Raw genomic sequence first — 25,809 nt, 5'->3', positions numbered from 1 at the left:
GGTAAGCTACTCTTCTGACATGGAAAGTTTGAGACGATCAATAATCGGCTTAAGCAGATAATTCAGCATGGTCCGCTCGCCGGTTTTGACAAACATCTCAACTGGCATGCCGGGTTGTAACCTCAAATCCGGCATCATATCAATGCCTTCGGGCGAGACCTTGGCAATCAACTGGTAATAAGGAGATCCGGTGACCTCATCCATTAATCGGTCGGCTGAAACCCGTGTTACCTCACCCGGAATATGTGGCGTCAGGTTTCGATTAAATGCGGTGAACATCAGCTCAACGGGCAAGCCGGGGCTGACTTTATCAATCAGATGCACCGCCAGTTGCCCTTCGACCACCAGACTGTCGTCTCTGGGCACGATTTCCATCATGGTAAAACCGGGCGCGACCACGGCACCTTCGGTAAACACATTCATGCCCACCACCGTTCCCGACACCGGTGCCCTCACCAATACCTTTTCCAGATCGTAATCAAGGCCAGTTAGCTGGTTGCCGAGTGCATCAACCTGTTTTTGAACTTCCGAGAGCTGCTCACGTACCTCAGCTTTATATTCCTGACGCAATTTGAGCTGACTCAATTTCAGCTCAGCCACCTGACTGCGGGCCTGTGCAATATTGCCCTCATCTTCTGAGATAGTCGCATTAATCTGAGCCACCGTCTGTTCGAGTTCCAGCAAGCGATTGCGAGCAACATAACCCTCTTTTTCCAGTTCTCGAATTCCTGTCAACTGTTCATTAAGAAAAGTTAATTGCGCCAGTTTATTTTCCCGTGAAGCTTGTAATCCTTCGGCTTTAGAGATCAATCCCTTAATATTTTCATCAATGACCGATAATTCACTTTGTAAGGTGCTTCTTCGCGAGGTAAATATTTCGGTTTGTGCTCCCAAATAATTAGAAATACGCGGGTAATCCACCACCTCTTTCAGCATTTGGGGAAACTCAATGGTGTCCAAATCATCTCTTTCAGCAATCAATCTCGCTTCGGTGGCTTTGGCAATGTAATACTGCACGCGATTGGTCTCGGCATTGGCTCTGGCTTGAATGCTATTCATCCGCACCAGCACCTCACCCGCCATCACCAGATCGCCTTCCTTAACTAAAATGTCTTCCACAGTACCGCCATCCTGATATTGAACAGCTTTCTTTTTGGTAGCGACAGAAACTTTGCCATTAAGCGGCACACCCTGATCTAACGGTGCTATTGAGGCCCAAATCAAAAAGCCGCCAAAACCGGCAATAACGATGCCCCATCCCAATCGTGTGAATTTTTTGATGTCTTTATTCAGTGACGTCAACACATCTTGGTTTTGTGACTGGTTATGTTCGTTTTGCATGTTTGGTAACGTTTCCATGTTGTTATGCAACGGCAGAGGCTCGAGGTCTGGGTTGATTTTCTTTATTTTTCTGAGCGATGGTTTTCATCACATTGGTTGTAGGACCAAATAACTGAACTGTGCCATCGACTAACAGCAAGAGTTTGTTACTGACTGCCAATGCACTGGATCGATGAGTGATCATGACAATGGTTTTTCGTTGTTTTTGAAGTTGTTTAATTGTCTCGGCGAGGGCTTTTTCGCCGATTTCATCCAGATTTGAATTGGGTTCATCCAACACAATTAAAGCGGGTTCGTTGTAGATGGCTCGTGCTAATCCCAAACGTTGTTTTTGTCCACCTGAAAGCCCTGCACCATCGTCGCCGAGCAAGGTGTCATAACCATCTGGCAGCCGGAGGATCATTTCATGAACTCCGGCCTGCTTGGCTGCAGATATCACTTTGTTGGCATCCACTTCACCAAACCGGGCAATATTTTCACTGACCGTGCCGGCAAACAGTTCAATCGTCTGCGGCAGGTAACCAATATGTGGCCCCAGCTCTTGTTTGTTCCACTGGAAAATATCGACTGCATCCAATCGAACCTGGCCCGCTCGGGTAGGCCATACCCCAACCAGAATCCTCGCAAGCGTCGACTTACCCGCACCACTTGGCCCAATAACACCGAGAATATCACCGGGTTCCAGTGCAAAGCTGACATTTTTTAAGGCCGCTGTTTGAGCACCGGGAGGCAGCGCAGTAATACCTTCCACCGACACCAATCCTATAGGTTCTGGCAATTCCATACCGGCTTCACGAGCTGGGTTAGCAACCAGCAATTCCTTCAGCCGGGAATAAGCACTCTTGGTGGCATTCCAAGTCTTGCCGACACTGATTAATTGTTCGACCGGGCTCAAAACACGGCCCATTAATATTGAGGCGACAATCATCATGCCGGGGGTAATTTTGTTTTCCAAAACCAGCAACGCACCCAGGCCCAACACCAATGACTGGAGACTGATACGGATAAAACGGCTCATCGCCCCAATTGAGGCCGCTTTATCACTGGCTTCACTTTGCAATGCTAAATATTGTTGCTGCAATCGATACCAACGGCCCATCAGATTATCCAGCATGCCCATCGCCTCAATCGCTTCGGCGTTACGTAGATTATTGGTAGCGAGGTTATTGGCTTTTACCGCAATGGTATTGGCTTCAGATAGCGGCTTTCTGGAAATAACTTCACTGATGACGGCTAATAAGATCAATACAATTGAACCGGCTAATGCAAACAGCCCCAGCGATGTGTCAAATAGGAAAATAATCAGTATGTAGATGGGAAACCAGGGCGCATCAAAAAAGGCAAACAAACCATTACCACCAACAAATTGCCTGATGGTGGTGAGATCCTGTAATGACTGTCCAGCGTTGGTGCCTTTGCTTTTCAGGCTTTGTTCAAACGCCGCGGTATAAACCCGTTTGTTTAACACCGTATCGAGTTTTGACGACACGCGAATCAGCACAAAGCTCCGTACATATTCCAAACCACCTAAAATGAGGTACGCGCCCACTACAATAAGGGTGAGCATTAACAAAGTGGCTTCATTGCGGCTGCTTAATACCCGGTCATACACCTGTAGCATGTACAGTGATGGCACCAGCATCAGCAGATTCAAAATCGCACTGAAAAGCCCCACAGTGATAAACACCGATTTAAAGGCTAATAAGGCTTCGGCGATTTCATTTTTTGCTGTTTTTAAAGGCTGTTTCATAAGTCACTCAATTTTCAGCAAGATAGTGTTTTAAAGATAATTTTCGACATAGACGAAATACCACTGACCGTAATAATCCTTATCCTCAAAATCCTGATAGATAGGTCTAAAATTTTTCTGTTTGAACGGCTTTTCGCCCGACAGACTGTTAACGCCCATCACTCCCCCATTGGGCGCAACCACAATGCCCCAGCCTTCACGTTGCGTGACGGGATCGATATAGAGCTTGCGAATATGCCTCTTGGGCGAGGGAAATCTGTCGTCGTAGAGTAAGGCTTCCAGTGTCGGTGGATACTGCTTCACCACACCGGGAGTGGCATGGTAATAACTACCTATCGCTTTTCTGATCGTATCGCCGACCTTTAACAGTTCCTGTTCTCTTTCACGCTTGACCACATCACTCCATTTGGCACTGGCCTGAGTCAGAATGTAGCCCGAAATCACCAGCAAACAGAGCATGCCGAGCAGGATAAAGCCGCGATTGGCTGCCTGTGAATTACCATTCCGCATAAGGTGTTCCTTCTGACGAAATCAACGGTGATCCGCTAAACACATCGGCAATGCTGCCTTCATATTCATTGGTTTTAGGCTCGCTAAAAACCCAGGTATCACGCCGATCGGTAATGGGATCAACGGGTACTTCTCTCAGATATCGACCATCGACCAGATCTTGCAGACTATTCGGATATTCATTCCGGTCGCCCAGATACTGATCAATGGCGCTTCGCATCACAATTAAGTCATGCCGCAGCACTTTTTCTTTCGAGCGATCGACCGAATCAAAATAGCGCGGTGCCACCAAGGTCAGCAAAATGGCAATGATGGTCAGCACCACCAATATTTCAATTAAGGTAAAACCGGCAAATGAATGTTTATTACGCATCACCATTCCTTATAAGGTTGTTTATTAATACCAATGGCGTTCGAGAGTGAATAAACGTCATACACATCCTCACCGGGCTCTCCTTCATCAAAAGAGCTTTCATAACTTCGCAATCCCCAGGTTTCGGCATTGCTTAACGAGTCATCGGTGGCAAACGGATCGCGTGGTATCCGGCGCAGGAAGTAGATTTTTTTGTTGTCCGGGTCTTGAGCATTTTCCACCCCATCAACCAGTTCTTGTAACGAACTCGGGTAACCGGATTTGTCATCTGACATTTCAATTCGGCCGTCTTCAACGGCCTCCTTATAAGCATCAATCGCATCACGCATTTGCCACAATGCCCGTTTCAGCTCTTGTTCTTTATTGCGCTTGACGGTCATTTGCATCAGCGGTGCCGCAGAGGTCACGATTAACGCCAGTAACACCAACGCCACCAACAGTTCAATCAGCGTAAATCCCTGCGTTTTTTTCTGAATCGTCATCACTACATGCCACCAGGCGCTTGGATTTGTCTGGCAAATTCTTCAGCAGTTGTCGCATTTCGTTCCTGCTCATCTTGTTCGGTCTGGATCACAATCGGTGCCATCGGATTCTGAGCGACAGGTGCCATTGGACGTGCTTGAGGCATCTGAGCACTACGGGCTGCTTGACTAACGCCAGAAGGGAAAGCGGTGTAAACCGAATTGGCTGGCACAATGTTGTGCAGAATACGTGGAGTTATCAGCAGAACGATTTCGCTTTTCTGCTTATCCGTGCTGATATCGGTAAAAAATCGGCCGACAAAAGGCAAGTTGGACAATCCTGGAATCTTATAAGTATTATTCTGCCGATCATCGGTGAACAGCCCCGCCAGAACCTGGGTTTCACCATCTTTTAATTGCAATGTCGTCACCGCATTACGGCTACCAATCGAATAGGCTAAAACACCGCTACTACTGGTCACTTGATCAATGATATTGCTGACTTCCAACTCAACTTCAATCGAGACCTGATTCTGAATCAGAATCGTCGGTTCGACCTCGAGTTTAATACCGACATCAATGTAGCTGACCGATTGCGAAACAAATCCCGTGGAATTAGCCACGCTGGTCAGTACCGGTACTTTGTCACCGACATGGATTTTGGCTTTATCGCGGTTTTTCACCCGAATTTTTGGATTGGCTAACAAATTGGTATCGGTCTCGCGATGCAATAAATTCAACGCCAGCACCGGATCGGTAATACTAAATACACCCAAATCTGAATTAAACTCTTTCAATTCGGCCAAGCTTAATCTGCCAGGTATTTCATCCTCACCTTCTACACCCACACCGATTTGCACCGGGTAACGAATACCAATTTCTTCCAGATTACGGCGATTGACTTCCATTACCTCGACTTCAAGCATCACTTCCGGCTCAACTAGATCTTGGGAGGTAATTAACTTTTCGGCCGTTTTGATCGAATCCAGCGTGTCACGCATCACCAGTGTGTTGAGCTTTTCATCGATATACACTTCTTCGACTTGCAACACGGTTTTAACCAATAGCATCGCCTGTTCAGCATCCATGTTATTCAGGTAAAAACTGCGAACGTATAACTCTTGATATTGCTGGCTACGGCTTAATGGATAAATCAGAATCGTGTTTTCATTAAGTACTTTTTTGCCTAACTGATTAGTCGTCAGAATGGTTTCAATGGCATCACTGATAGGCGTATTGCGTAATATGACGCTGGTCAGCATGCTATCGCTGAGTTCACGGTCAAAGGTGAAGTTCAAATCTCCGGCTTTACCGATATATTCAAACACCGATTTGATGGGCGCATTGTTAAATTCCAGGCTGACCGATTGTTTAAAGGCTGTGGTGATTTGAGGAACATTATTGACCTTGTCCATGGCCTGCTGGTCGATCTTTTCAAACAAGATTCTGGCTTCTTCATGGGTGGTATCTTCCGCCAGGATTGCTCTTAATAAAGATCGCGCTGTATCAAAGTCCTGTTCTGCATAAGCCTGCTCAGCACTGTTAAGTAACGTTTGATGCTTTTGCGCGATGGCGACTTTTTTTAATCCATTCAAAGCCCGTTGATTTTCAGGAGCTGTGATTAAAATATTTTGAAACTGTGATTCGGATTCACCCAAGTCGCCTTGTTTTAATAGAATTTCGGCAGATTTTATACGTTGGGCTACTGCTAAATCCTGATGCATTTTCAAGGTATTTCTGTAATGAACATTGTCGGGATATTGTTGAACCAATGCGGCCAGTTTTTGCGTTCCAGCGTCTAAGTGGCCCTGAGCAAGCATTTGCCTGGCCTCATCAAACTCTAGATCAACCTGCTCCTGTTTCTGATGCGATGACATGGCGGAACAGCTCTGCAAACACAGCATGGCAATCAGCAAACTACTGCGTTTTAGCATCGTTAACCAACAAAACTCCCTATTTAATCTCAAAGTAACGCTCCAATTTTCACACTGACTTGGGTTTGGGTTGGCAAGTTAACTAGAATCATTTCCGTCGACTCAATAGATTTAACTTGCCATGTGTCTTCCAGCGTATCGCCAGTTTTTACAACATAATTTTTCTGCCCATTGGTCAAAAACACGCGCATTTCGCCATCCTCGATCAGTTTTCCAACATAGATATAAGGATTGGCTGGCATAACTGGTTGGCTAGGTTGAGGATCTACCGCTAGTTCCGGCTCAGCTATTTGAGGTACGGCAAACAGGTTTTTCGGGGTTTCGATAATCGGTGTGCGTAACTGAACATCCTCATTTGTGGTATCAATCTGAGTGTTTAGTAACGGTTGAACTTGCACAGATTCAGGCGCCCTCACCTCAACTGCTTCAATGTCGTCTTCCTGCTGCTCAACCAAATAAACCATGAGCAACGTTATTGCCAAGCCTATCCATACCAAATAGTTTTTGATGCTTTGCACTTACTCTTTCCCTGCTGCTTTGGTATATAAAACAAATTCGAGGTTGGCACTAACCACGTCGCTGTTGAGATCATCACGCTTAAAGTTGATATGGCTTAATGCGATGGTTCGCTGGCTATTCATCACTTCGGTGACAAAGTTACGGATGGTTGGATACTGTGCAACCAGAGGGAATTTGATCTGGTACAACACCATGGATGACTGCGGAATAGCACGAGTCGAATAATCTGATCGATTCAAGGCCAGACCATGCTTTTCTATCAGGGTCAAAACATCGGCAATTTTTTGATTCGCTTCATTCTCAGAGGGTAAAGCCTGATAAAAACGTTTCGCGATGTAGTTAGATTGTTTCTCGCGTTTGATCTCGACCGGCACGCTACGTTGCAGATCCTCAACCACCAACTGCAGTCTGTCTGCATCAGCGTTATTAGACTGAACGATAAAAAAGATAACCACCGTTGCGACCAATAACAGAATGGCCAACTGTCCTTGCCAACCTAATCGACGCAGTTGATATGTCAGCCACTGCATTTTTGCATTCATGGGTTTGCTCTGTGTCATACCCTCACCACAGCACTAACAGTTCAAACTGGGTAGCATTTTGACCATCCACTCTGACTGACTCAGTTGAAATCAAACTCACAGCGGTGAATTCATCCTGCTGTTTAAGCTGAGTGATATAGGTCAGTATTTCTTCCACCGGATAAGTCACTGCCGTTACCTGAAAGCTTTTGGATCGGATATTTGGCTCAACAGAAAGCACATTAATCGTTTCCAATCTGGAGGTTTCCAAAGCACTGAACAAACGTGGCCAAGGCATAACAATATCGTTGATGGCGGCTTTTACCGCCTCTAATTCCGCTTGTTCCTTTTCGCTGAGTTTTACTGTCACCGAGTTGTTATCCGCGGCACGCGAATATTCAGATTGTTCATTTTCGAGTTGCTGCAAGGTCACACTGCTACGCTGCAAAAAGAACAGGCTGATTAACAGCATCACCACACTGATAAACAACAGCGCATTAGCTATCGGATTAGCGTGAGAGGCTTGCAAACTGTGATTCAGGCTAATCATTTTCATGGTGTGATTAACCTGGCTATGTGGTTTTCTGCCGGATCGGTGGTGAATAGTTTTGAAGAGGCCAGCCTAATCACCCGATGGTTTGGCATATGTATTCTTTGGTTCAATGGCAAATCAGGCCAATACACTAACATCGGTAACTGACGCCCTTTTTTTATCAGCTTCTCGATCTCGTTGTTCATCAAACCTTCGCGTTGGATGAGCATGGCTATTTGTGCAATAACATCTGTTTCCTGCTGCACATTTTTTACCCAGCACCACTCACCTTCTATCATCAAACACAGACATAACCGACCATCAGCGATAAGCACTAACCAGCATGCACTTTGCAGATTCTGTTTTTTAATCACCGCCAGTGCCTGGTTGGCCACATGCATTAAATACGGTTGAACCGATTCAAAGCGAATCATCATGGGTGAAAAAACATCGTGCACGGTTTGTAACAGCGCCTGTGGCATCGCACTGGCCAACGACTTTTGACCATACGAAGCCGGGCTTTGACATTTATTCCAGCTCGCCACGGCGTCACCATACACGCTGATAAAATAATGATTTAAATACGCCTGGGACTCATCGGCTGTTTTGATTTCCGGGTTCCATGAAATCACCGCATACCGCACTAAATGATTGGCGACCACAATGGTGGCTGTAGAGGCTTGCCAACGTTTTACGTTCAGCGCTTCTTTAAGAACTTTGGCTAAATAGCCTGATTCAACCTCGGCCTGACTCATCGTCTTTTTCAAAACGATCTTCTGCTGATCAACGCAGGTGGTTTTACCGGTTAGCCCTTTAAAGCGCCGTAAAATAAGACTGTTGGGCCGAATACACACATTCAGCTCATCTTTCATCCAACTAAGCCAATGTGGTAACACGGTTAATCTCCTCTAACGTTGTCTCACCCTGATTGACCAACAGCAATGCGGCTTCACGCATAGTCTTGGTGCCATTGGCATAAGCCGCTTCTTTGATCTTGCGAACCGGCTCTCTGGTCACAATCAATTCTCGGATGTGATCGTTGAAACAAAGCAATTCCGCGATGGCTTTGCGGCCTTTGTAACCCAGGCCGTGACACTGTCCACAGCCCTTGCTTTTTTTAAAGGTGAAGTCGCTGACTTGTTCCAAAGTTAAACCTGATTTTTCGATCAAAGCGGTGTCAGGGTTATCGTCGACCAGGCAATGTGGGCAATTCACCCGCACCAGTCGCTGCGCCAAAATGCCATTCATCGCTGAAACAAAGTTGTAGGGATCTACGCCCATATTGGTAAATCGGCCAATCACATCAAACACGTTATTAGCATGCACGGTGGTTAACACCAAATGGCCGGTTAAGGCAGATTGCACTGCAATTTGTGCGGTTTCGTTATCACGGATCTCGCCTACCATAATTTTGTCGGGGTCGTGACGTAAGATAGAACGCAGACCTTTAGCAAAAGTCAGGCCTTTTTTCTCATTCACCGGTATTTGTAATACGCCGGGAAGTTGATATTCCACCGGATCTTCAATGGTGATGATCTTGTCGGTACCGTGATTTATTTCAGAAATAATGCCGTACAAGGTGGTGGTTTTACCGCTACCAGTTGGCCCGGTAACCAGCAACATGCCATAGGGTTCTTCGGCTAATAAACGAAACCGCGCCATGATGTCGGGGGCAAAGCCCAGCAAATCCAGACTCAGGCCCTGTGCCTCTTCGCTTAATGCCTGTCGGTCCAAAACCCGTAATACGGCATCTTCTCCGAGCACACTGGGCATAATCGATACCCGAAGATCCACCTCACGACCCAATACCAGAATTTTAAAACGGCCATCCTGTGGAATACGTCGCTCGGCAATATCCAGCTCCGACATCACCTTGACCCGTGAGATAACCTGTTCTGCCTGGGCAGCACCTTGAATTCCACCGACATGACTCAAAACACCATCAATACGGTATTTCACCTTCAGGCCGTGTTGATCGGTTTCCAAATGAATATCACTTGCCCCTGACTTAAGCGCATCGTAAAGCGTTGAACGGACAAACTTCACAATCGGGCTGGTATCTTCGCTAATAGAGCGAAGCGAAATATCCTCCAAGCCATGTTGTTCATTGGTATGTTCGCCATGATTTGAGTTGACCTCGCCCAACGCCCGCATACTGGTTTCATGGTGGGCTAGATAAACGTTTAAATCATCGCTGTGGGCTAATACCCAAACCACAGTTTCGGCAATCAGCAGATCGATTTTGCTGGGCAAATTGGCTTCAAACGGATTGGCGTGGACTATATATAAGGTATGTTGCTGATCGCGAACTGCAATGCAGCCTAATTTTTCGGCCTGAGTAAATGGCAACACGGTAAAGTCCGGTTGCAGGTCATATAGCTGGGAAATAGTCAGTACCGGGTAGTGCACCAATTGGCCCAAAGCTTGAACAAACAAATCGGGCGTTAAATTGCTGATATCTTCTAGCACTGTTAATAGCGGTTGCTGCGTTTGCACGGCGAGCTTTTTTGCTTGTTGCAATTGCTCTGCCGTTAACACTGAATCGATCTTTTCAGACTTGGGTTGTAATGTTGCTTGATAAGCCGTGTTCATTGGATGCTCCCTGCCAATTCAAAAATCGGCATATACATCAACACCACCACCAACCCCACCACCAAACCAATAATAATCATCAAGGCTGGCTCAAGTAATTTGGTAAACCATTCGACTGCTCGGGCAATTTCATCGTCATAAAAGATGCCGATGCGTTCCATCATGTCGCCCATCTGACCGGTGCGTTCACCCACTCGTAACATACGCACTGAAATGGATGTGGTCAGCCCATGCATTTCCATGGCACTTGATAACGGTTTGCCTTCTTTCACATCGTTGGCAACGAATGCCAGTTTACTGCGTAACAGGGGCTGCAATAATGACGACACCATCTGCATCGCCGTCATTAAAGGAATCCCACCACGCAGCAACATGCTTAAAGTTCGGTAAAATCGAGCGAGTTGATAGATTCGAAGTGTTTCGCCCAACTTGGGAATTTGCCAGGCTTTGGCCATGATCACTCGGCGAACAAACGGTCGGCTCAACACATAGACCAACACACAGCTGCTGATAATAAAAACCGCAAAGGCTTCGGTTCCGTGGCTATGTAATAAACGGCCCCAGCTAAGTAATAACTGAGATAGCCAGGGCAGATCAGCATTGGTGCTCTCATAAATCACGCTGAATTTGGGCACCACATAGCCCAGTAAAAACAACACTACCAGACCGCCAACTACCAGCAGTAATACTGGATAGATTGCCGCTGAGACAATTTTCTTTTTCATCGCATCAACCTGAGATTGATACGCTACATGGCGGCTTAACGCGACTTGCATATCACCGGTGCGTTCACTGGCCCGGATGAGTGCTATATAAAGTGGAGTAAAAACGTCGGGCACCTTTTCTAATGAAGCCGAAAGCGGCTGTCCATCAAACAAAGAAGCCTTGATTTGATTTAACACCGCTTTTGACTCAGCGTGTGTTTCTTTCTCGGCCAAGGCTTCGATGGCCTCAACCAGACTTAATCCTGATTCAATTAATGCCAGTAATTCCTGGCTGAATAACATCACATTGAATTTGGTTTTTTTCAGACCGGCCAGATTGAATTTGATCGGCCCAGCCTTGCGCTGATTTACCGAAAGCACATGATGCCCTTGTTGCTCCGCCAACGAGCGAGCTTGCAACGCATTGCCAGCTTCCATCTCCATTAGCGTGATGGCATCACCTTGGATCACTTTCAAGGTAAACTTCATAAACTAAAGCACCTACTGCCAGCTCACGATATCGGCAGCTGTGTCCTTGCCGCCGCTGGCACCATCACTGCCTAACGACCACAAATCATAATCATCATATTGACCATGAGCACCCGGCATCTGGTAGTGATACGGATTATCCCAAGGATCATTGGGTACTGCTTTTTTCAGGTATGGCCCCTGCCATTTACGTTCATTTCCCGGTGGCGTATTTAACGCAGCCAGACCTTGTTCAGTACTTGGGTAATGGCCTACATCCAGCCGATATTGATCCAAGGCTTTGCCTAACGCTTCAATTTGCGCCTTGGCGGTTTTCACTTCGGATTTTCCAATTTGAGCAAAATATTTCGGCCCGACATAGCCGGCCAACAAGCCAATAATGACCATTACCACCAGCAATTCAAGCAACGTAAAACCTTGTTGAGTCTTTGCAGTTTGGTTAGAAAAAGCGGTACTTCTGCTAAAAAATAAATGTTCTGACATGGCTTTCTCGATTAATGGTTAAGTTTAAAAAAAAGGGTGTACCTGACTGGGGAAAACAGGCACACCCTTCGCTCAACGCTTAAGCAAAAACTTCCACATCTGTAGCACTAAATGACGTCACACCATCTAACGTAGCAAACTGGAATGCAGCTCCAGCACCACTACCATCGGCATCGTAACTTAGAGCAAATGTTGAGGTATCAAACAATAAGAAGTCATCCGCATCACCGGCACTTGCACCGGATCCAACCACTAAATTACCTGCGGAAAAACCACCTACGGTCAACGAACTGAACATGTCGGTATTAAGAGCAATTTTGTCCAAACCACTCATAAAGTCAGTGATAAAGTCGATACCGCTTAATTCAAACGCTGTATCGGTATAGGTTTGGACTTCATCATCATCGCCAGTAACAACCTGCTCGTGCACTTTGCCAAACACAAAGGTGTCAGCACCGGCACCACCGGTTAGGACATCATCACCACTATTGCTAACAAAGACATCGTCCTGAGTTGTACCGATAAAGGTATTGTCATCGGCATTACCCTCAAAACGCAGACCATTAGCTGTTACGCCAGACGCATCAACAACCACGTTGTTAATGGTGCCGCCGTTATTGCCTAAAGTATTGCTGAGGTCATCGACATTGCCATTGGCTTGGAAGTAGTAATGATCATTCAGCATCTGCAATGCATCATTTTCAACATTCAGTTGGTCAACCGTAGCACCGACCTGAACGACTTCCATGCTTTGGAAATTGGCATCGTTTAACACAATTGTGCCGTTCGCTTTAGTATCAGCACCGATGCCTGTGGTAATACGCAAGGTATCAACACCATCACCACCAACAATCAGATCATGTTCCGCACCTGTCGCGATCCATTCTTGCTGACCATCATCTGCAGCCGATGTGGTACCTGATACACCAGTACCAAAACCACCGATTTCAAAGATGTCATCGCCATCTTCTCCATACAGCGCATCAGCACCACTTCCACCAATCAGCACATCATTACCATCAGCGCCGTAGTAAGTATCATTACCACCATTCATGACACCGAAGTCGACGCCAGCACTGCCATAAACGGTTTCAGTAGCACCAGCTGATTCATTGCCACCGTATACATGCGTAAAGCTGCCTGCTTCGCCTTCGCTGGCGTCGTAGATCATGTCGACGTTATGAAACAGATTGGCAACAGAATATTCTTCTACTGAAAATTCAGCCGCGTCATATTCGACTTCAACCGCACCTACGATGTCTTCGTCCGGTTCGAATTCAGCTTCTTCGAACTCTAGTTCTACAGTCACAGACTCACTTTCACCGCCAGCAACACCATATACATGAGTGCCTGGGTTCAAAAAGCCTAGGCTAAGAGATTCGCCATTATTTTCAAATTGCTCAGAAGACAGGGTGATATTAACGCCACTGTTTAATTCGATGCGTTCGATGCCAGTAAACGACAAAGATTCATCAAAATCACCACTCTCTGTGAATTTCAGTTTATCTACGGCGTTGTATCCAGCAACAGTTGTGGCTGCCGTGTTGATCTCAGAAGACCCCGGACGCGTGGCGAGATTAAGACGAACATCAGTCTCAATCTCTTCAGACATTTCCTGATCTTCGATTTCAACATATTCACCAGTTACCGTATCCAAAACGACGAGTTCCTCCTCTTCCTCGCCACCCTCTTCTTCCTCTTCTTCACCTTCCAGTTCACTGACATTGATATAACGTGCAGCATCACCTGAATTATCCAATCCTGAAACACCACCCTGAATGTAGGTTATTTCCTCGAATTCTTCACCGATAACAAAAGTGTCATTTCCGCTGCCGCCGAGCAAGATATCTTCAGATGATACAAAATATAGATTACCTGTTACGGTCTCATCTCCAGCAGTACTACCTTGACCTTCGGCAATATCGTAGCCATCGCCACCGCTAAGGACATCATCACCCTCACCACCATAAATGACATCATCACCCTCACCACCAGAAATAACATCATTACCTCCAAAACCGTAAATGATATCGTCACCAGCATCACCGGAAATAATGTCATTACCATCACCCGTCTCAATGGCATCATTTCCATCACCACCTGAAATAATATTATTTCCAGATTCTGCGATAATGAAATCATCGCCAGCACCACCAGAAATGATATCGTTACCGCTGCCTCCAAACAGGTAATCATTTCCATTACCACCAATGATGATGTCATTACCGGCACCACCATCAATAAAATTGCCTAAATCATTGCCAACAATCTGATCTGAACTTGAAGTTCCTGTGTAGGAAGTTTCAGTAGAGTTAAATATTTTAATAGCCATGTTTAAATCCTTTAATCCAATAAATTGAGTCATGGGGCACTCAAATAAGTGCCCCATGCGTTAGTGTTTAGTAAGGATTAGTATGTGCCGGAGTCAGAACAGCTCCTGTTGGCGCATAACCAGGTAGTGATATTTCAATAAAACTATTGTCGGTGACACCATCACCTGCACGTTCCTGAAATGTTTGACGCAACCTGATAGCGTTATTAACCTGTGTATATGGGGTTGCAGGACAAACATCACTTTTGACGTAGTACATACCAGAGTTGGCGGTGGTGCTGCCATCATCATCAAGGAAATTAGCATCCGTGGTGAAAACGACCCAATTATCATCAATATCCGCTAGTTGTTGTGTTGATGAAGCAGATCCAGGCCAGGAGTTCAGACCATTGATCGAGGGGTTTGAACCAAGACCGGTCAATGGTTGATCATCATCACCAGGTCTGTGTTGAACAGCGGTATAAGTCAAACCAATTCGGTAGACAGGTGAAGCGATGGATGGGATTGTAGAATATGCTGCAGAAACATTCAGACCAGACCAACCACCACGAGCTACATCATTTACCTCAAAGTTTTGAGTGCCTGCTGCGACGTTGTAGTCCGTACTGTTAAGTTCAATTTTTACACCGTAAATACATTCACTATTATCATCACTGCGCCATACATAATCACGATAGTTACCAATCGATTTATTAACTCCACCGGTGTATGTATTGTTAACGATAATACTGTTCGTAGAGCCCGCAACTGGAAATACGCGAGCCCCGGTATAATCTGCAGAATTACCGGGAGATCTGTTCTCTGTGGTTGGGAAAACTGCGCAGGTATTATTTGTAGAGGTGGTAGGGTTACTTGGAATACCTGAACCAAAGTCACCTGTTGTATTGCATAAGGTATATGCACTGGTACCGCCAGAAACGGTAAATCCCGTATTAGGCAAAGCAACAAAGCCAGTTGCAAATACATGTGATGCGGTTAATCCGAGCGCGCTGACAATTGCCAGCTTCAACTTAATATTTTTCATAATAAACTCCATCTATTATAAAATAAGCAGGCATTTGTGGCTGTCTGCAGCACCTATTCATCACAACCTATAGTTCGTGGCTCAATACTTACCGAGGCTGTGATTGAATCCCTTGTATGGCAGTCACAAATGCACCGCCTTAATAACCTTCCCTAAATTGAAAAATCATTTCTAAAATCGCCATCTCAGGCTGACCCACCCCCCACGTGGGGCACCTGGCGCAACAAAATTGTCCGTATCCCATTCCAAGGAATTATGGTTGTAACCACTTTGACTGGTAGCACCATAAGTAGCAGGTGAGAATGGATTGCGACCCAACGAACCAGCGCTGAAGTATTCAGTATCAAAAATATTGTTCACCAATAGATTGATACTCAAATTTTCATTAAAGCTGTAGGTGCTTTGGAAATTGAACGTGACATAACCAGGCACTTCACCATTACTTAGGGCCGCTTTTCTATTGACTTTAGTTGGTGTACCACCCATATCAACTGTATCCGTGATAACTGCACCAGCTTGATGTTTATTGTTTTCATTGCCACGAACATAACTGGATGAATGGGCAATGGCAGTCAGACCGACTTGCCATTTGGGTGTCACGTTATAAGCCACTGTCGCATTCAAATTATGCAAAGGAACCCCTGGCATACGGTCCCCCGGCTTCACTTCAATCATGCGGCTGTAATCATAATTGCCGTAGAAGTCTTCCACCGAACTGCTGTTGTCGTTCGCTGGCATCCAGAAGGTGTTCTGAAAGGTGGCTTCTGTCATCGCATAGTTCAACTGAAAATTCCATTTATCGAAAGCAGCTGTAATTCCAGCTTCCAGACCTTGCCTACGGGTATCACCAATGGTGTCAAAAAAGTTACGATTACCGGGGAAGCCGATCATGTATATATCGTCTTTAAGCTCGGTAAGGTAAGCGCCCAGATTCCATTCAACATTGTCATTGAAACGTCCGCGGATACCCATATCCCAACTAGTCGCCTTGATTTGTGGCAAGTACGGGTCACCTGACAAGGTGGTCGGCAGGTCACAAGAGCGATTTTCTATAAGACTTTTAGGGCCTCTATAACTCCCATCAGGTAAGTACATGGGCGTGTCATCAAAAGCACAGCCCAACTCAATAACAGAGGGTACCCGTGTGCCCTGGGACCAATTTGCATAAATATTGAGATCGGGTGTCGCCTGCCAAGCAGCGCCTAGTGAAGGATTCAACGAGTAATAACTGAAATCTTCCTTCTCCGCATCATTCAATAGGTTTGATGCATCCGGCACGATATAGCCTGTCGGACAATCTTCTCCTGGACTGCATGCATACCAATTATTAGGAGAAGCTACATACTGTGCTAAATTCCAGACCCGGCTACCGTAACTTCTTGCGGCAATTTTGTTTTCACCTTGTGTTTCGTTATAACGAAGAGCACCAGTGATATGCAGGGTTTCAACCGGGCTCCAGGTATCACTTGCAAAGATGCTTTTGGTAACTTGATCGCCTGAAAAGTTACTGTTACTGATTTCCGTGCTGGCGGCCGCATACTGATCACGAATTTCATCCGGCGCCAGATACGCATTACGGTTCGCATCCAGCATGCCTAACATCTGTCCGCTTTTATACTCCGCTGACGGCGTGTCTATTGAAGCCCCCACCATAAATTTGTGTTTATCCAAGTTCCAGTTGAATTGGATAGAGGCACCGTCAGTGACTTGATCAATAGTTGTGTTAGTAAATACTGCCGTGGGTGTCCCATCAGCATAACCAGTCCCTGTCTCTCCATAGTAAGCGCCGTCTACCGTTACTGCGAGCCCCTCAGAATCTGTAATGATCAAGTCATCGTCACCTATATCCCCTTGACACTCATCTGCGTTTGTTGGGGGTAAAATAAGCATCATATGTTTTACACCAACCCCATCACCGGGGGTTAAATCACCATATTCTGCGGTATCAGGGGTGTAGAAATAAAAAGACTGATCCGCCATAAAAACAGTCTCAAACGACGATTCAAATTTTAGGGTTGCTAAATTCGATTGAGGTGCATATATGTATGATTTTTGCCCACCGGAATAATCAGTGGGCTCGCCGTCTAGCTCAGGAGGAGTATAGTCAGCCCCCGGAATGAAAATTGCGTTCTGAGCAAAATTATTAAATGGACCATTAAAACCGTATTGTGCAGTATTCAAGTAATATTCAGGTAGTTCTGCATTTAAGTATTGCCCATAGCTGGCGGGTAAATTGGCAAATGCATCCTGGCTTGAACCCGTAAAGGCAAAATTCAATAAATCAGGATCGGACCAGAAATCACCATTTTGCACCGGAACCAGATAATAATCCGGTAGTTTGTAGTCATTTGTACTGGTGAAAAGACAGGTATGTTGCTCACCCGGATTTAAGTTTCTTCTAGCGACCTGATTCTCAAAGTCTGTATAAACATCCGCCCCTTGCTGTTTTCGTTTGCTATTTCTGCGATAGACTTGCGCCGTAATAGAGAATTTATCATTGACCTGATAAGCGCCCGATAACTGAAACTGCTGTAATGAATTTTCTGTTGTGTCCGGAGAAGTAAAAACACCATCTCTATTCTGCTCATACATTTGAGTTGGGACTAAACCATTACCCACTAAATCTGTTTCTACTAATAAGGTACTAAAATGCAGATCTAGCCGATCACCACGATAACTTGCTTTACCAAAGGCTTGATTGACTTCACTGGGTGATTTCTCCCGCCAACCATCTTCCATAAAAAAACTGCCCGCACCGAAGAAGGCGATGGTGCCGTTATTCCAACCACTTTCAGCCATCAATTGTTCACGGCCAAATGAGCCTTTTAACACTTGAATATCGGTTTCTGTATTATTAAAACCATCCTTGGTTTTCATGGTGAACGCCCCACCCAGGGTATTGAGACCAAAGATCGGATTGGAACCAGGAAACACATCAACAGCAGAAATAGCATTCATCGGAATCATGTCCCAGTTGACGACATCGCCAAAGGGTTCATTCAAGCGAATACCATCCATGAAAACACTCAAGCCTTGTGGTGTACCGATTTGAGGGCCTGCTGTAAAACCTCGGTACTGCAAATCCATTTGGAAGGGATTGCCCTGATAATCGTTGACCGTGACGCCCTGCAGCTTTGAATTAAATAAATCGGTCATGCTTAAAGAACGGGCTTCTTTAATTTCTTCAGCACTGATGCTTTGCACGTTTCCGGGGATTTGTTCTTTGGTCAGACCTAGACCAGGTAATGGACCCACTTCATAGAAGCGTTGAGCACGAACGTCTACCTTTTCCAGGGTCAAGGTTCCTTCGCCTAAAGTAGGTAACGCCGGAACCAGAAAATAACCACCGTCTTGATCATCAATTGCTTCAAGACCGCTGTCTTTTAAGAGACGGTTAAAGCCTTCATTAACAGAATATTCGCCATCTAAACCTTTGGTTTGTTTGTCCTTGGCGATGGAGGGATCAAAGGTTAATCGCACGCCGGTTTCAGCGGCGTAGTCCGAAATCGCTTTACTTAATGGACCCGCTGGGATGGAATAGCTTTTTCTGGGTGCTTCCTGCACAGTTTCATCTGCTGCCATGACGATATGATTCAACGGTAAGGTTGAGGCCATACTCAGTGAGGCAACTGATAGATAACGATAAAACTTTTTCTTCAGGCAGAGTTTGCCCTGTGTGTGCAAATTCAACATTCTCTCTCCGATCTTATTTTATTGTTCTATTAGCTATGCCAATCGAAAATCGGAAAGTGACAATTTTTTTTGAAATTATTTTTGAGTTTTTTGAATACGAGGGTCTATTGGTCTTTCTGAGGGGCTATGAAAGATCAACAGCCCCTCTCTGCTTAGGCAGGTTTGAGCATGACCAGATAGGGCGTGAAACTTTCAATACGAATAGAAAGTGTTTTAGCGATGCTGAGTAATGCAGCATCCACATCGGTGATTGGAAAAGCACCTGAGATTTCTAAATCAGCAATAGCAGGATCACAACGCACCACACCGTGGCGGTATCGTGATAATTCGTCGATGACTTTTACCAGCGGCATGTTATCGACGATGATAAAACCTTTGGTCCAGGCATCAGCTGCTGACATATCAAATAGCATTTTTTGCTGGAACAGCATCGAGGTAAATTTCACTTCTTCACCAGCATTGACCACGACTTTATCGCCAAGTCCATCAATTGGTCTCACTTCCACGGCATCTTCAAATACATTAACGCAACTGCGATTGTTATAAATGCGGGTACTAAACCGGGTGCCTAACGCCGTGACGGTGCCATGCATGGTCTGAACGATAAATGGACGATAAAGCGGATTAGTTTCTTGAGCGGTTTCAACATAGACCTCTCCCTGCAGCAGTCTGACGATTCTGACTTGTTCGTCAAAGTGAATCGACACCTTGGTATCGGTGTTTAACACCAGTTTGCTGCCATCGTCCAATCTGAATGTTTGGATTTCGCCTTTTGCGGTGGTGTAGTCCGCCATAAAGTGATACCAGGGCTTTTCCCTGTAAGTAAGCCAACCGGCAGAACTAAACGCAAAAAGCAGACTGAGGTTTTTGAGCACCTGTCTTCTGGTGCTGGATACGGGTGTATAACTTCGATTGAGCACAGCAATGCTGGTTTTTGAATTGAGCCCCATAAAAGTTTTGGTGACTTCTTCAACTTGTTGCCAGGCAAATTTATGTTCGGGATCGGCGTTTATCCATGCTTTCCATTGCGCACGATCACTATCAGTGGCTTCTCCTGAGGTGAGATGAACGTACCAGTTCGTCGCATCACGAAGGGCTTTGGTATTAAGCTGTGCCATTTTAAGCTGGATCCAACATCTAAGCCGTCATGGTAATGCAGTGTAATAAGGCCTTGGCAATGTATTGACGAACAGAACTGACAGAAACCGATAATCTTTCTGCGATTTGGGCATGGCTTAAACCTTCTAACTGAAACCATAAAAACGCATTACGAATTTTGCTTGGCAACCCATCGAGCATCTCATCAATTTTGGTCAGGGTTTCAATCATGATATTGATGGTTTCGGGTGAAGGCGCTTCTGCCTGAGGCAAGTTTGCAATTTCATCAAGATAGGCCGCTTCAATATCACGACGTCTGACATGATTCACCATTAAGCCATGGGCGATGGTGGTGAGGTAAGCTCTAGGTTCTTTGATATTGCTCAGATCATCTTTTTGCAGGACACGGGAGAAAGTATCTTGCATCAGATCGGCGGCATCAAAACTACAACCCAGCTTTTTACAAAGCCAGCCCATTAGCCAGCTGTTATGTGTTTGATACAGTTCTGTAATCAGTGAATTTTTTGTTTGAGTAATAGTATTCACTGAGCAGATATCTGCTTCCTGATATATAGCGGTAGTACTCAAGCGACCTCTCCCAGTAAACATGTTGAGCGAATTTCTATCATTCGCCCGCCTGTAGTGGTGTTAATTGACCAGATCCCAAACCACTACCATGTAGGCCAAGTCTGTGAAACGAATCACACAGTGGCATCAATTTACTACGTAAAGAGGGTGAATAAATATAGGAAATAATCCTAAAGTTACAAAGGAACATTTATAAATAGTTTTTCGATATATATCCCGTGGTATGACTGGGTTTGAGATTGAAAATTAATTTTAGTCATCCGAAGTTGGAAGGCTAAGTTTTTCTTTATTCAGGTAATTTAAGTGTTTTAGTCCGCTCGTTCATGATGAGCTACAACAAATTGGAGGCAGCAATTGCCTTTGTTTAAAAATTAACCATTTTAATATGTCCATACTCCAGATTTGAGCAGCATTACTTGCAGAATATCATCCAGATTTTGAACCTCTTCATTCTAGAACTCGATCAGGTTAAATCCATACTTTTTGTAAATCTCTATTTTCTGTTTTTATACGGGCCAGATGTTTCTGATTGGTTGGCATCAATGATCGGGTCATACTCTGATGATTTACCTTGTATCTGATCAATCGATTTCTTTATTAACGATTTAAGTTCAAGGGTACGGATGTCTTAGCTTGAAAGAGTGGACCAAAAAAAACTCCGATGCAGTGTATGCACCGGAGTTTTAAATCCCGATCTTAGACAAATAAAGATCGGCTGAGGAGTTTAAGCTGAGAAATCAAACAATGGTTTAGTGACTGTTTCGGCCACCTTTTTGACCTGCTTTACTAGCTTCTTCTGAGTCAAACTCATGGGCAGTACCTCTTTCATGAGCCTCTTTGCCACCTTTGCTTCCTGCTTTACGTGCTTCTTCGGAATCAAACTCATGAGCTGTGCCTTTTTCATGGGCTGCTTTACCGCCTTTTGAAGCAATATCTCTTTGTTTATCTTCATCCATTGAGCCAAAACCACGATCATCTTTTGACATGATAGTTTCCTCCAAATGATTAAAAATTTTGCGACAACTGGCAAAATTGTAGTTGTCATGAGGGTTAACGCAATATGGATGCCAACATGAATTATTTACTAGGAAAAAGACGTGTACTCAAATCAAAATGGGAAATGACGAGTGTAGAAAAATTTTATGAATGCTCTTATACCGCTCTAGCTCATCAATTTGAACTTGATTAGTTATTTCAGGGGTCTGTGAATTTTTTACAAATTTCATCAAGCTCTGCTTCAAATGATGAGAGCATTTAAATAGATCCCCCCTCGAATATTACCGATGGCTCTGACTGGAACATTGATTGCTTGCTAAATAAATGGCTATGCAATTATTAATTCTGATGGCATTTATTTTTACTACTTTAAAAATTCCAGTCAGTTGATTCACTCCATATGTAAGTAGCGTGTCGTCGTTGTTTATTTAGCTACTTACTATCACCCGCAAGCATTATCATTTCCTGGACTGTTGTGATGAAAGAAAAATCTAACTATTCCTCTCTGAGTCTTCATGTATTTTTGCGTCATGAGCATCAAAAAATCCTTGAAGCCTGGGGGAAACTCAGTAAGCAAAAAATTTCTGCGGCTTATCATTTATCAGATAAGCAGCAACAAAACAGGATGCCGGAGTTATTAGAAAGTATCGCAATCAGTGCTGAACAGGTTAGTAGCAATCACGATAGCCCCAAGGTGCCCCGGAAATGGCCTAAACATCATGCCAAGCAACGTAGGGAACTTGGCTTTACCCTAGAAGAAATTACTCGAGAATACAGTTTATTAAGAAGAGTCATTTTCAGCCATCTTTCTCCTCATATTGAAGGTTTAAGTGACGATGAAATTGCTTTCTTAAATGAAGCGTTGGATGAGTCTGTTCTTGAGGCTGTGACATATTATATTTCCAAGACAAACCACAGACTGAACAGCGAAAAAGAACGTTTAAGAGTTACTTTAGAATGCATCGGTGATGGAGTCGTTTGTACAGAGCCTGATGGAATAATCAACTATATCAACCCTGCCGCACAAACAATTTTGGGTTGTTCACTTGATGACGCGATGGGTCAACAAGTCAACGATATTATGGTTACTCTGGATAAAATGACAAAAGAACGGCTAAAGTGCGCTGCACTCTGTGCTATTGAAAATGGCCAAATGACGCATCGAGGTCCTGATGTTTTATTGAAACGTGCCGATGGCATACTTATTCCCGCCGAGGAAACTGCAGCGCCGCTAAGGATTAGTTCTGGTGAACTGATAGGAGCCGTTACGACCTTTCGGGATATAAGCGAAATAAGTTCTCTTACTCAACGGCTCGGTTACCTGTCTGCACATGATGCTTTAACAGGCTTACCAAACCGAGCAATGTTAGTTAAACGTCTTTATCAATCTCTAGCAAAGGCTGAAGTCCCACAGCAGAATATTGCAATCTTTCATATTGATATCGATCAATTCAAAGATACAAATTATATGTTGGGTCGAGCTGCCGGAGATGCATTGCTCAAAAAGATTGGCGAGAGATTAGGTTCGTGCATCACCTCTCCGGAAAATGCCTGCAGAGCAGGAAACGATGAGTTTACATTTTTTGCAGAAGTGGAGGATAAACACGCTGCCGCAGTAATCTGTGAAACCATACACAACTGTATCCGTCGCTCGTTTAAAATCGACAGCAACGTCATCAATTTAACCGCAAGCATTGGTATCAGCATGTATCCTGTTGATGGCGAGGATCCTCATCAACTTCTCATGCAAGCAGAAACAGCAAGTAAAAGAGCGAAAGCTGAGGGTCGTAATACGGGAAAATTTTTTACCGATCTGATGACTCGAGATCTGGAAGAACGTCATCAGTTACAAATCCATCTGAAGCAGGCATTATCAAAAGGCCAACTCGCTTTAAATTTTCAACCACAGATTTCACTTTCATCCGGGAAAGTAAAAGGAGCCGAAGCACTTTTAAGATGGGAACATCCTGAACTTGGACAAGTCTCCCCGGCCCGTTTTATTCCTGTAGCCGAACAACACGGTGACCTGATGATTGAGATAGGCGATTGGGTACTTTCTCAGGCCTGTCATCAATTACGAATTTGGCAAAATGCCGGTTATCCATCCTTACGAATTTCAGTCAATGTTTCCATTGTTCAATTGCGTCGTAACCATCTGGTGAAACATATTTCCGATCTGCTTGAGCTCTATCAATTACAACCGAAATGGTTACAGCTTGAGATAACCGAATCGTTATTGATGACGCATATAGCTGGTGCTATTGAGCAAATTAACGCGCTTAAAGGGTTAGGCATCGAGATTTCAGTAGATGACTTTGGCACTGGCTACTCTTCCTTGAGTTATCTACAAGAGCTACCAGTAGATGAACTGAAAATTGATAAACGCTTTCTTCGTGATGTCACCAGTAATCATGAGAAAAAATCCATTATTAAAACCATTATTTCATTGGGAGAAAACTTAGGCATCCGGGTTCTGGCAGAGGGCGTTGAAGATATATGCACAGCCGATTTTCTGAAAGAAAATGGCTGCGAGTGTGTCCAGGGATTTTTTTATAACAAGGCGGTTCACCCAAAGATATTTGAAGCACAATATTTACGTCAGCAGTAATAACTCTTGCTGTAATAAGGCCTTAGTCAGTTGCCTCCCGCTTTAAATGAAGCTGACTCTCTAGCTCGATCAATGTTGAATTTTTCATGCTAATGGTCATTTATCACTATTAACAAAAGGAAATCTTATGTTGGCAATGAATTATCGCGGGCCTTATCGAGTCCGCGCTGACAAGAATAAACCCCACCCTGAAATTGAACATCCAGAAGATGCGATTGTTCGTGTTTTACGTTCATGTATCTGCGGTTCGGACTTGCACCTTTATCACGGATTGGTCCCTGATACCCGTGTAGGCTCAACATTCGGGCATGAGTTTGTCGGTGAAATAGTCGAAGTTGGCAGCGAGGTACAGAATGTCAAAGTCGGCGACATCGTGATGGTGCCATTTAATATTGCGTGTGGACGATGTGCTTTTTGCCGTCAACAACTCTATGGCAATTGCCATGAGGCGAATTCTCAAGCCACTGCTGTGGGAGGTATTTTCGGCTACTCCCATACAGCCGGTGGATATCATGGCGGTCAGGCTGAATACGTTCGTGTTCCCTATGCCGATGTGGGACCTACGGTTATTCCCGAATGGATGAGCCTTAACGATGCAGTGATGATGACGGATGTGGTGCCAACCGGTTATCAAGCTGCTGAAATGGGTGGCATTCAGGAAGGTGATACGGTGGTCGTCTTTGGTGCTGGTCCAATAGGAATTATGGCAGCCAAATGCTCGTGGCTATTTGGTGCAGCCAGAGTCATTGTAATTGATCATCTGGATTATCGACTGGAGTTTGTTAAAGACTATGCTCAATGTGAAGTCTATAACTTCAAAGAACTTGAAGACCCGGTAGTTTTCCTGAAAAAAACCACAGACTCACTGGGAGCAGATGTGTGTATCGACGCAGTGGGATGTGAGGCTTCCGGTAGTGCTATGAATACATTATTAGGCCGGAAATTAATGTTGCAAGGTGGTGCCACCACCGCCCTTCACTGGGCAATTAATTCAGTAAAGAAAGGTGGCATTGTTTCTGTTATTGGTGTGTATGGTCCGGTGAACGCCCTTGTCCCTATCGGCAATATTATGAATAAAGGAATCACCCTTCGGGGTAATCAGGCAGCTGTTAAAAAACAGTGGCCACGACTGTTTGAGCATGTAAAAAATGGAATTATCAAACTGACCTTTCCCCCGAATTTAGAGCCATGACATTGATGAGATTTCCAATAAACTATGGGAGTTGGAGATCTCAAAATGAAAAAACGCTACAGCGAAGAA

Annotated in this window: 21 protein-coding genes; 2 read left to right on the top strand and 19 right to left on the bottom strand. The window is 44.7% G+C overall.

Annotation, left to right across the window (positions count from 1 at the left end):
- Nucleotides 1-6 precede the first annotated feature (6 nt).
- The 19 genes from LGT40_RS08465 to LGT40_RS08375 all read right to left on the bottom strand — a co-directional run bounded on the left by LGT40_RS08465 (nt 7) and on the right by LGT40_RS08375 (nt 21,930).
- The gene (locus LGT40_RS08465) at nt 7-1,341 is read right to left on the bottom strand and encodes an HlyD family type I secretion periplasmic adaptor subunit (protein ID WP_226343190.1); all 1,335 of its coding nucleotides are present in this window, start codon (nt 1,339-1,341) and stop codon (nt 7-9) included.
- A gap of 22 nt (nt 1,342-1,363) precedes the next feature.
- Nucleotides 1,364-3,091 carry a type I secretion system permease/ATPase gene (locus LGT40_RS08460; RefSeq protein ID WP_226070294.1) on the bottom strand — a complete coding sequence of 576 codons (1,728 nt, stop codon included), beginning with the start codon at nt 3,089-3,091 and terminating at the stop codon, nt 1,364-1,366.
- Between the two features lie 30 nt (nt 3,092-3,121).
- Nucleotides 3,122-3,601 (bottom strand): type II secretion system protein, encoded by a 480-nt coding sequence (locus LGT40_RS08455; RefSeq protein ID WP_226070292.1) that lies wholly within the window; start codon nt 3,599-3,601, stop codon nt 3,122-3,124.
- Nucleotides 3,588-3,974, bottom strand: coding sequence for a type II secretion system protein (locus LGT40_RS08450; RefSeq protein ID WP_226070290.1), 387 nt, complete (start codon nt 3,972-3,974; stop codon nt 3,588-3,590). Before LGT40_RS08450 ends, LGT40_RS08455 begins: the two co-directional genes overlap by 14 nt.
- Entirely contained in the window at nt 3,974-4,456 is a 483-nt protein-coding gene (locus LGT40_RS08445; RefSeq protein WP_226070288.1) for a prepilin-type N-terminal cleavage/methylation domain-containing protein, read from the bottom strand. The genes LGT40_RS08450 and LGT40_RS08445 overlap by 1 nt, the downstream gene beginning before the upstream one ends.
- Nucleotides 4,457-4,458: 2 nt before the next feature.
- On the bottom strand, nt 4,459-6,369 hold the full coding sequence (locus tag LGT40_RS08440; protein ID WP_226070286.1) for a secretin GspD/PilQ domain-containing protein: 1,911 nt from the start codon (nt 6,367-6,369) through the stop codon (nt 4,459-4,461).
- A 29-nt stretch (nt 6,370-6,398) separates the two neighbouring features.
- Nucleotides 6,399-6,887 (bottom strand): hypothetical protein, encoded by a 489-nt coding sequence (locus LGT40_RS08435; RefSeq protein ID WP_226070284.1) that lies wholly within the window; start codon nt 6,885-6,887, stop codon nt 6,399-6,401.
- Nucleotides 6,888-7,448: a type 4a pilus biogenesis protein PilO gene (locus tag LGT40_RS08430; RefSeq protein ID WP_226070281.1), complete on the bottom strand. Its 561-nt coding sequence runs from the start codon at nt 7,446-7,448 to the stop codon at nt 6,888-6,890.
- A gap of 4 nt (nt 7,449-7,452) precedes the next feature.
- Nucleotides 7,453-7,965, bottom strand: a complete 513-nt coding sequence (locus tag LGT40_RS08425) for a hypothetical protein (protein WP_226070279.1) — start codon at nt 7,963-7,965, stop codon at nt 7,453-7,455.
- The gene (locus LGT40_RS08420) at nt 7,962-8,837 is read right to left on the bottom strand and encodes a hypothetical protein (RefSeq protein ID WP_226070278.1); all 876 of its coding nucleotides are present in this window, start codon (nt 8,835-8,837) and stop codon (nt 7,962-7,964) included. Before LGT40_RS08420 ends, LGT40_RS08425 begins: the two co-directional genes overlap by 4 nt.
- A complete protein-coding gene (locus tag LGT40_RS08415; RefSeq protein ID WP_226070277.1) occupies nt 8,818-10,533 on the bottom strand; it encodes a GspE/PulE family protein in 1,716 nt (571 codons plus the stop codon). The genes LGT40_RS08420 and LGT40_RS08415 overlap by 20 nt, the downstream gene beginning before the upstream one ends.
- Nucleotides 10,530-11,726 (bottom strand): type II secretion system F family protein, encoded by a 1,197-nt coding sequence (locus tag LGT40_RS08410; protein ID WP_226070276.1) that lies wholly within the window; start codon nt 11,724-11,726, stop codon nt 10,530-10,532. The genes LGT40_RS08415 and LGT40_RS08410 overlap by 4 nt, the downstream gene beginning before the upstream one ends.
- Nucleotides 11,727-11,738: 12 nt before the next feature.
- Nucleotides 11,739-12,209: a type II secretion system major pseudopilin GspG gene (gene gspG / locus LGT40_RS08405; RefSeq protein ID WP_226070275.1), complete on the bottom strand. Its 471-nt coding sequence runs from the start codon at nt 12,207-12,209 to the stop codon at nt 11,739-11,741.
- 79 nt (nt 12,210-12,288) lie between these two features.
- Nucleotides 12,289-14,541 (bottom strand): calcium-binding protein, encoded by a 2,253-nt coding sequence (locus tag LGT40_RS08400; RefSeq protein WP_226070274.1) that lies wholly within the window; start codon nt 14,539-14,541, stop codon nt 12,289-12,291.
- A gap of 67 nt (nt 14,542-14,608) precedes the next feature.
- Entirely contained in the window at nt 14,609-15,565 is a 957-nt protein-coding gene (locus tag LGT40_RS08395) for a hypothetical protein (protein ID WP_226070273.1), read from the bottom strand.
- Between the two features lie 171 nt (nt 15,566-15,736).
- A complete protein-coding gene (locus LGT40_RS08390) occupies nt 15,737-19,258 on the bottom strand; it encodes a TonB-dependent receptor (RefSeq protein ID WP_226070271.1) in 3,522 nt (1,173 codons plus the stop codon).
- A 152-nt stretch (nt 19,259-19,410) separates the two neighbouring features.
- Nucleotides 19,411-20,376 carry a FecR domain-containing protein gene (locus LGT40_RS08385; RefSeq protein WP_226070269.1) on the bottom strand — a complete coding sequence of 322 codons (966 nt, stop codon included), beginning with the start codon at nt 20,374-20,376 and terminating at the stop codon, nt 19,411-19,413.
- 19 nt (nt 20,377-20,395) lie between these two features.
- On the bottom strand, nt 20,396-20,944 hold the full coding sequence (locus LGT40_RS08380; RefSeq protein ID WP_226070267.1) for a sigma-70 family RNA polymerase sigma factor: 549 nt from the start codon (nt 20,942-20,944) through the stop codon (nt 20,396-20,398).
- Nucleotides 20,945-21,693: 749 nt separating this feature from the next.
- The gene (locus tag LGT40_RS08375) at nt 21,694-21,930 is read right to left on the bottom strand and encodes a KGG domain-containing protein (RefSeq protein ID WP_226070265.1); all 237 of its coding nucleotides are present in this window, start codon (nt 21,928-21,930) and stop codon (nt 21,694-21,696) included.
- 488 nt (nt 21,931-22,418) lie between these two features.
- Here LGT40_RS08375 and LGT40_RS08370 point away from each other — a divergent pair, with 488 nt between their 5' ends.
- Together LGT40_RS08370 and LGT40_RS08365 are read left to right on the top strand one after the other, a co-directional pair.
- On the top strand, nt 22,419-24,548 hold the full coding sequence (locus tag LGT40_RS08370; RefSeq protein WP_226070264.1) for an EAL domain-containing protein: 2,130 nt from the start codon (nt 22,419-22,421) through the stop codon (nt 24,546-24,548).
- A 127-nt stretch (nt 24,549-24,675) separates the two neighbouring features.
- Nucleotides 24,676-25,740: a zinc-dependent alcohol dehydrogenase gene (locus tag LGT40_RS08365; RefSeq protein ID WP_226070263.1), complete on the top strand. Its 1,065-nt coding sequence runs from the start codon at nt 24,676-24,678 to the stop codon at nt 25,738-25,740.
- Nucleotides 25,741-25,809 lie beyond the last annotated feature (69 nt).

This window comes from Methylophaga pinxianii, assembly GCF_020447225.1.
In the GTDB taxonomy this organism is placed as follows: Bacteria; Pseudomonadota; Gammaproteobacteria; order Nitrosococcales; family Methylophagaceae; genus Methylophaga; species Methylophaga pinxianii.
The sequence above is the reverse complement of the archived record's forward strand: the minus strand, read 5'-3'. Positions and strand labels throughout refer to the sequence as shown.

What these genes read in the sequence shown, in the direction of transcription:
- LGT40_RS08455 (WP_226070292.1), bottom strand. Translation starts at nt 3,601, where the DNA reads ATGCGGAATGGTAATTCACAGGCAGCCAATCGCGGCTTTATCCTGCTC.
- LGT40_RS08395 (WP_226070273.1), bottom strand. Translation starts at nt 15,565, where the DNA reads ATGAAAAATATTAAGTTGAAGCTGGCAATTGTCAGCGCGCTCGGATTA.
- LGT40_RS08465 (WP_226343190.1), bottom strand. Translation starts at nt 1,341, where the DNA reads ATGCAAAACGAACATAACCAGTCACAAAACCAAGATGTGTTGACGTCA.
- LGT40_RS08370 (WP_226070264.1), top strand. Translation starts at nt 22,419, where the DNA reads ATGAAAGAAAAATCTAACTATTCCTCTCTGAGTCTTCATGTATTTTTG.
- LGT40_RS08445 (WP_226070288.1), bottom strand. Translation starts at nt 4,456, where the DNA reads ATGACGATTCAGAAAAAAACGCAGGGATTTACGCTGATTGAACTGTTG.
- gspG (WP_226070275.1), bottom strand. Translation starts at nt 12,209, where the DNA reads ATGTCAGAACATTTATTTTTTAGCAGAAGTACCGCTTTTTCTAACCAA.
- LGT40_RS08425 (WP_226070279.1), bottom strand. Translation starts at nt 7,965, where the DNA reads ATGAAAATGATTAGCCTGAATCACAGTTTGCAAGCCTCTCACGCTAAT.
- LGT40_RS08450 (WP_226070290.1), bottom strand. Translation starts at nt 3,974, where the DNA reads ATGCGTAATAAACATTCATTTGCCGGTTTTACCTTAATTGAAATATTG.
- LGT40_RS08440 (WP_226070286.1), bottom strand. Translation starts at nt 6,369, where the DNA reads ATGCTAAAACGCAGTAGTTTGCTGATTGCCATGCTGTGTTTGCAGAGC.
- LGT40_RS08460 (WP_226070294.1), bottom strand. Translation starts at nt 3,091, where the DNA reads ATGAAACAGCCTTTAAAAACAGCAAAAAATGAAATCGCCGAAGCCTTA.
- LGT40_RS08400 (WP_226070274.1), bottom strand. Translation starts at nt 14,541, where the DNA reads ATGGCTATTAAAATATTTAACTCTACTGAAACTTCCTACACAGGAACT.
- LGT40_RS08415 (WP_226070277.1), bottom strand. Translation starts at nt 10,533, where the DNA reads ATGAACACGGCTTATCAAGCAACATTACAACCCAAGTCTGAAAAGATC.
- LGT40_RS08365 (WP_226070263.1), top strand. Translation starts at nt 24,676, where the DNA reads ATGTTGGCAATGAATTATCGCGGGCCTTATCGAGTCCGCGCTGACAAG.
- LGT40_RS08385 (WP_226070269.1), bottom strand. Translation starts at nt 20,376, where the DNA reads ATGGCACAGCTTAATACCAAAGCCCTTCGTGATGCGACGAACTGGTAC.
- LGT40_RS08410 (WP_226070276.1), bottom strand. Translation starts at nt 11,726, where the DNA reads ATGAAGTTTACCTTGAAAGTGATCCAAGGTGATGCCATCACGCTAATG.
- LGT40_RS08430 (WP_226070281.1), bottom strand. Translation starts at nt 7,448, where the DNA reads ATGACACAGAGCAAACCCATGAATGCAAAAATGCAGTGGCTGACATAT.
- LGT40_RS08390 (WP_226070271.1), bottom strand. Translation starts at nt 19,258, where the DNA reads ATGTTGAATTTGCACACACAGGGCAAACTCTGCCTGAAGAAAAAGTTT.
- LGT40_RS08375 (WP_226070265.1), bottom strand. Translation starts at nt 21,930, where the DNA reads ATGTCAAAAGATGATCGTGGTTTTGGCTCAATGGATGAAGATAAACAA.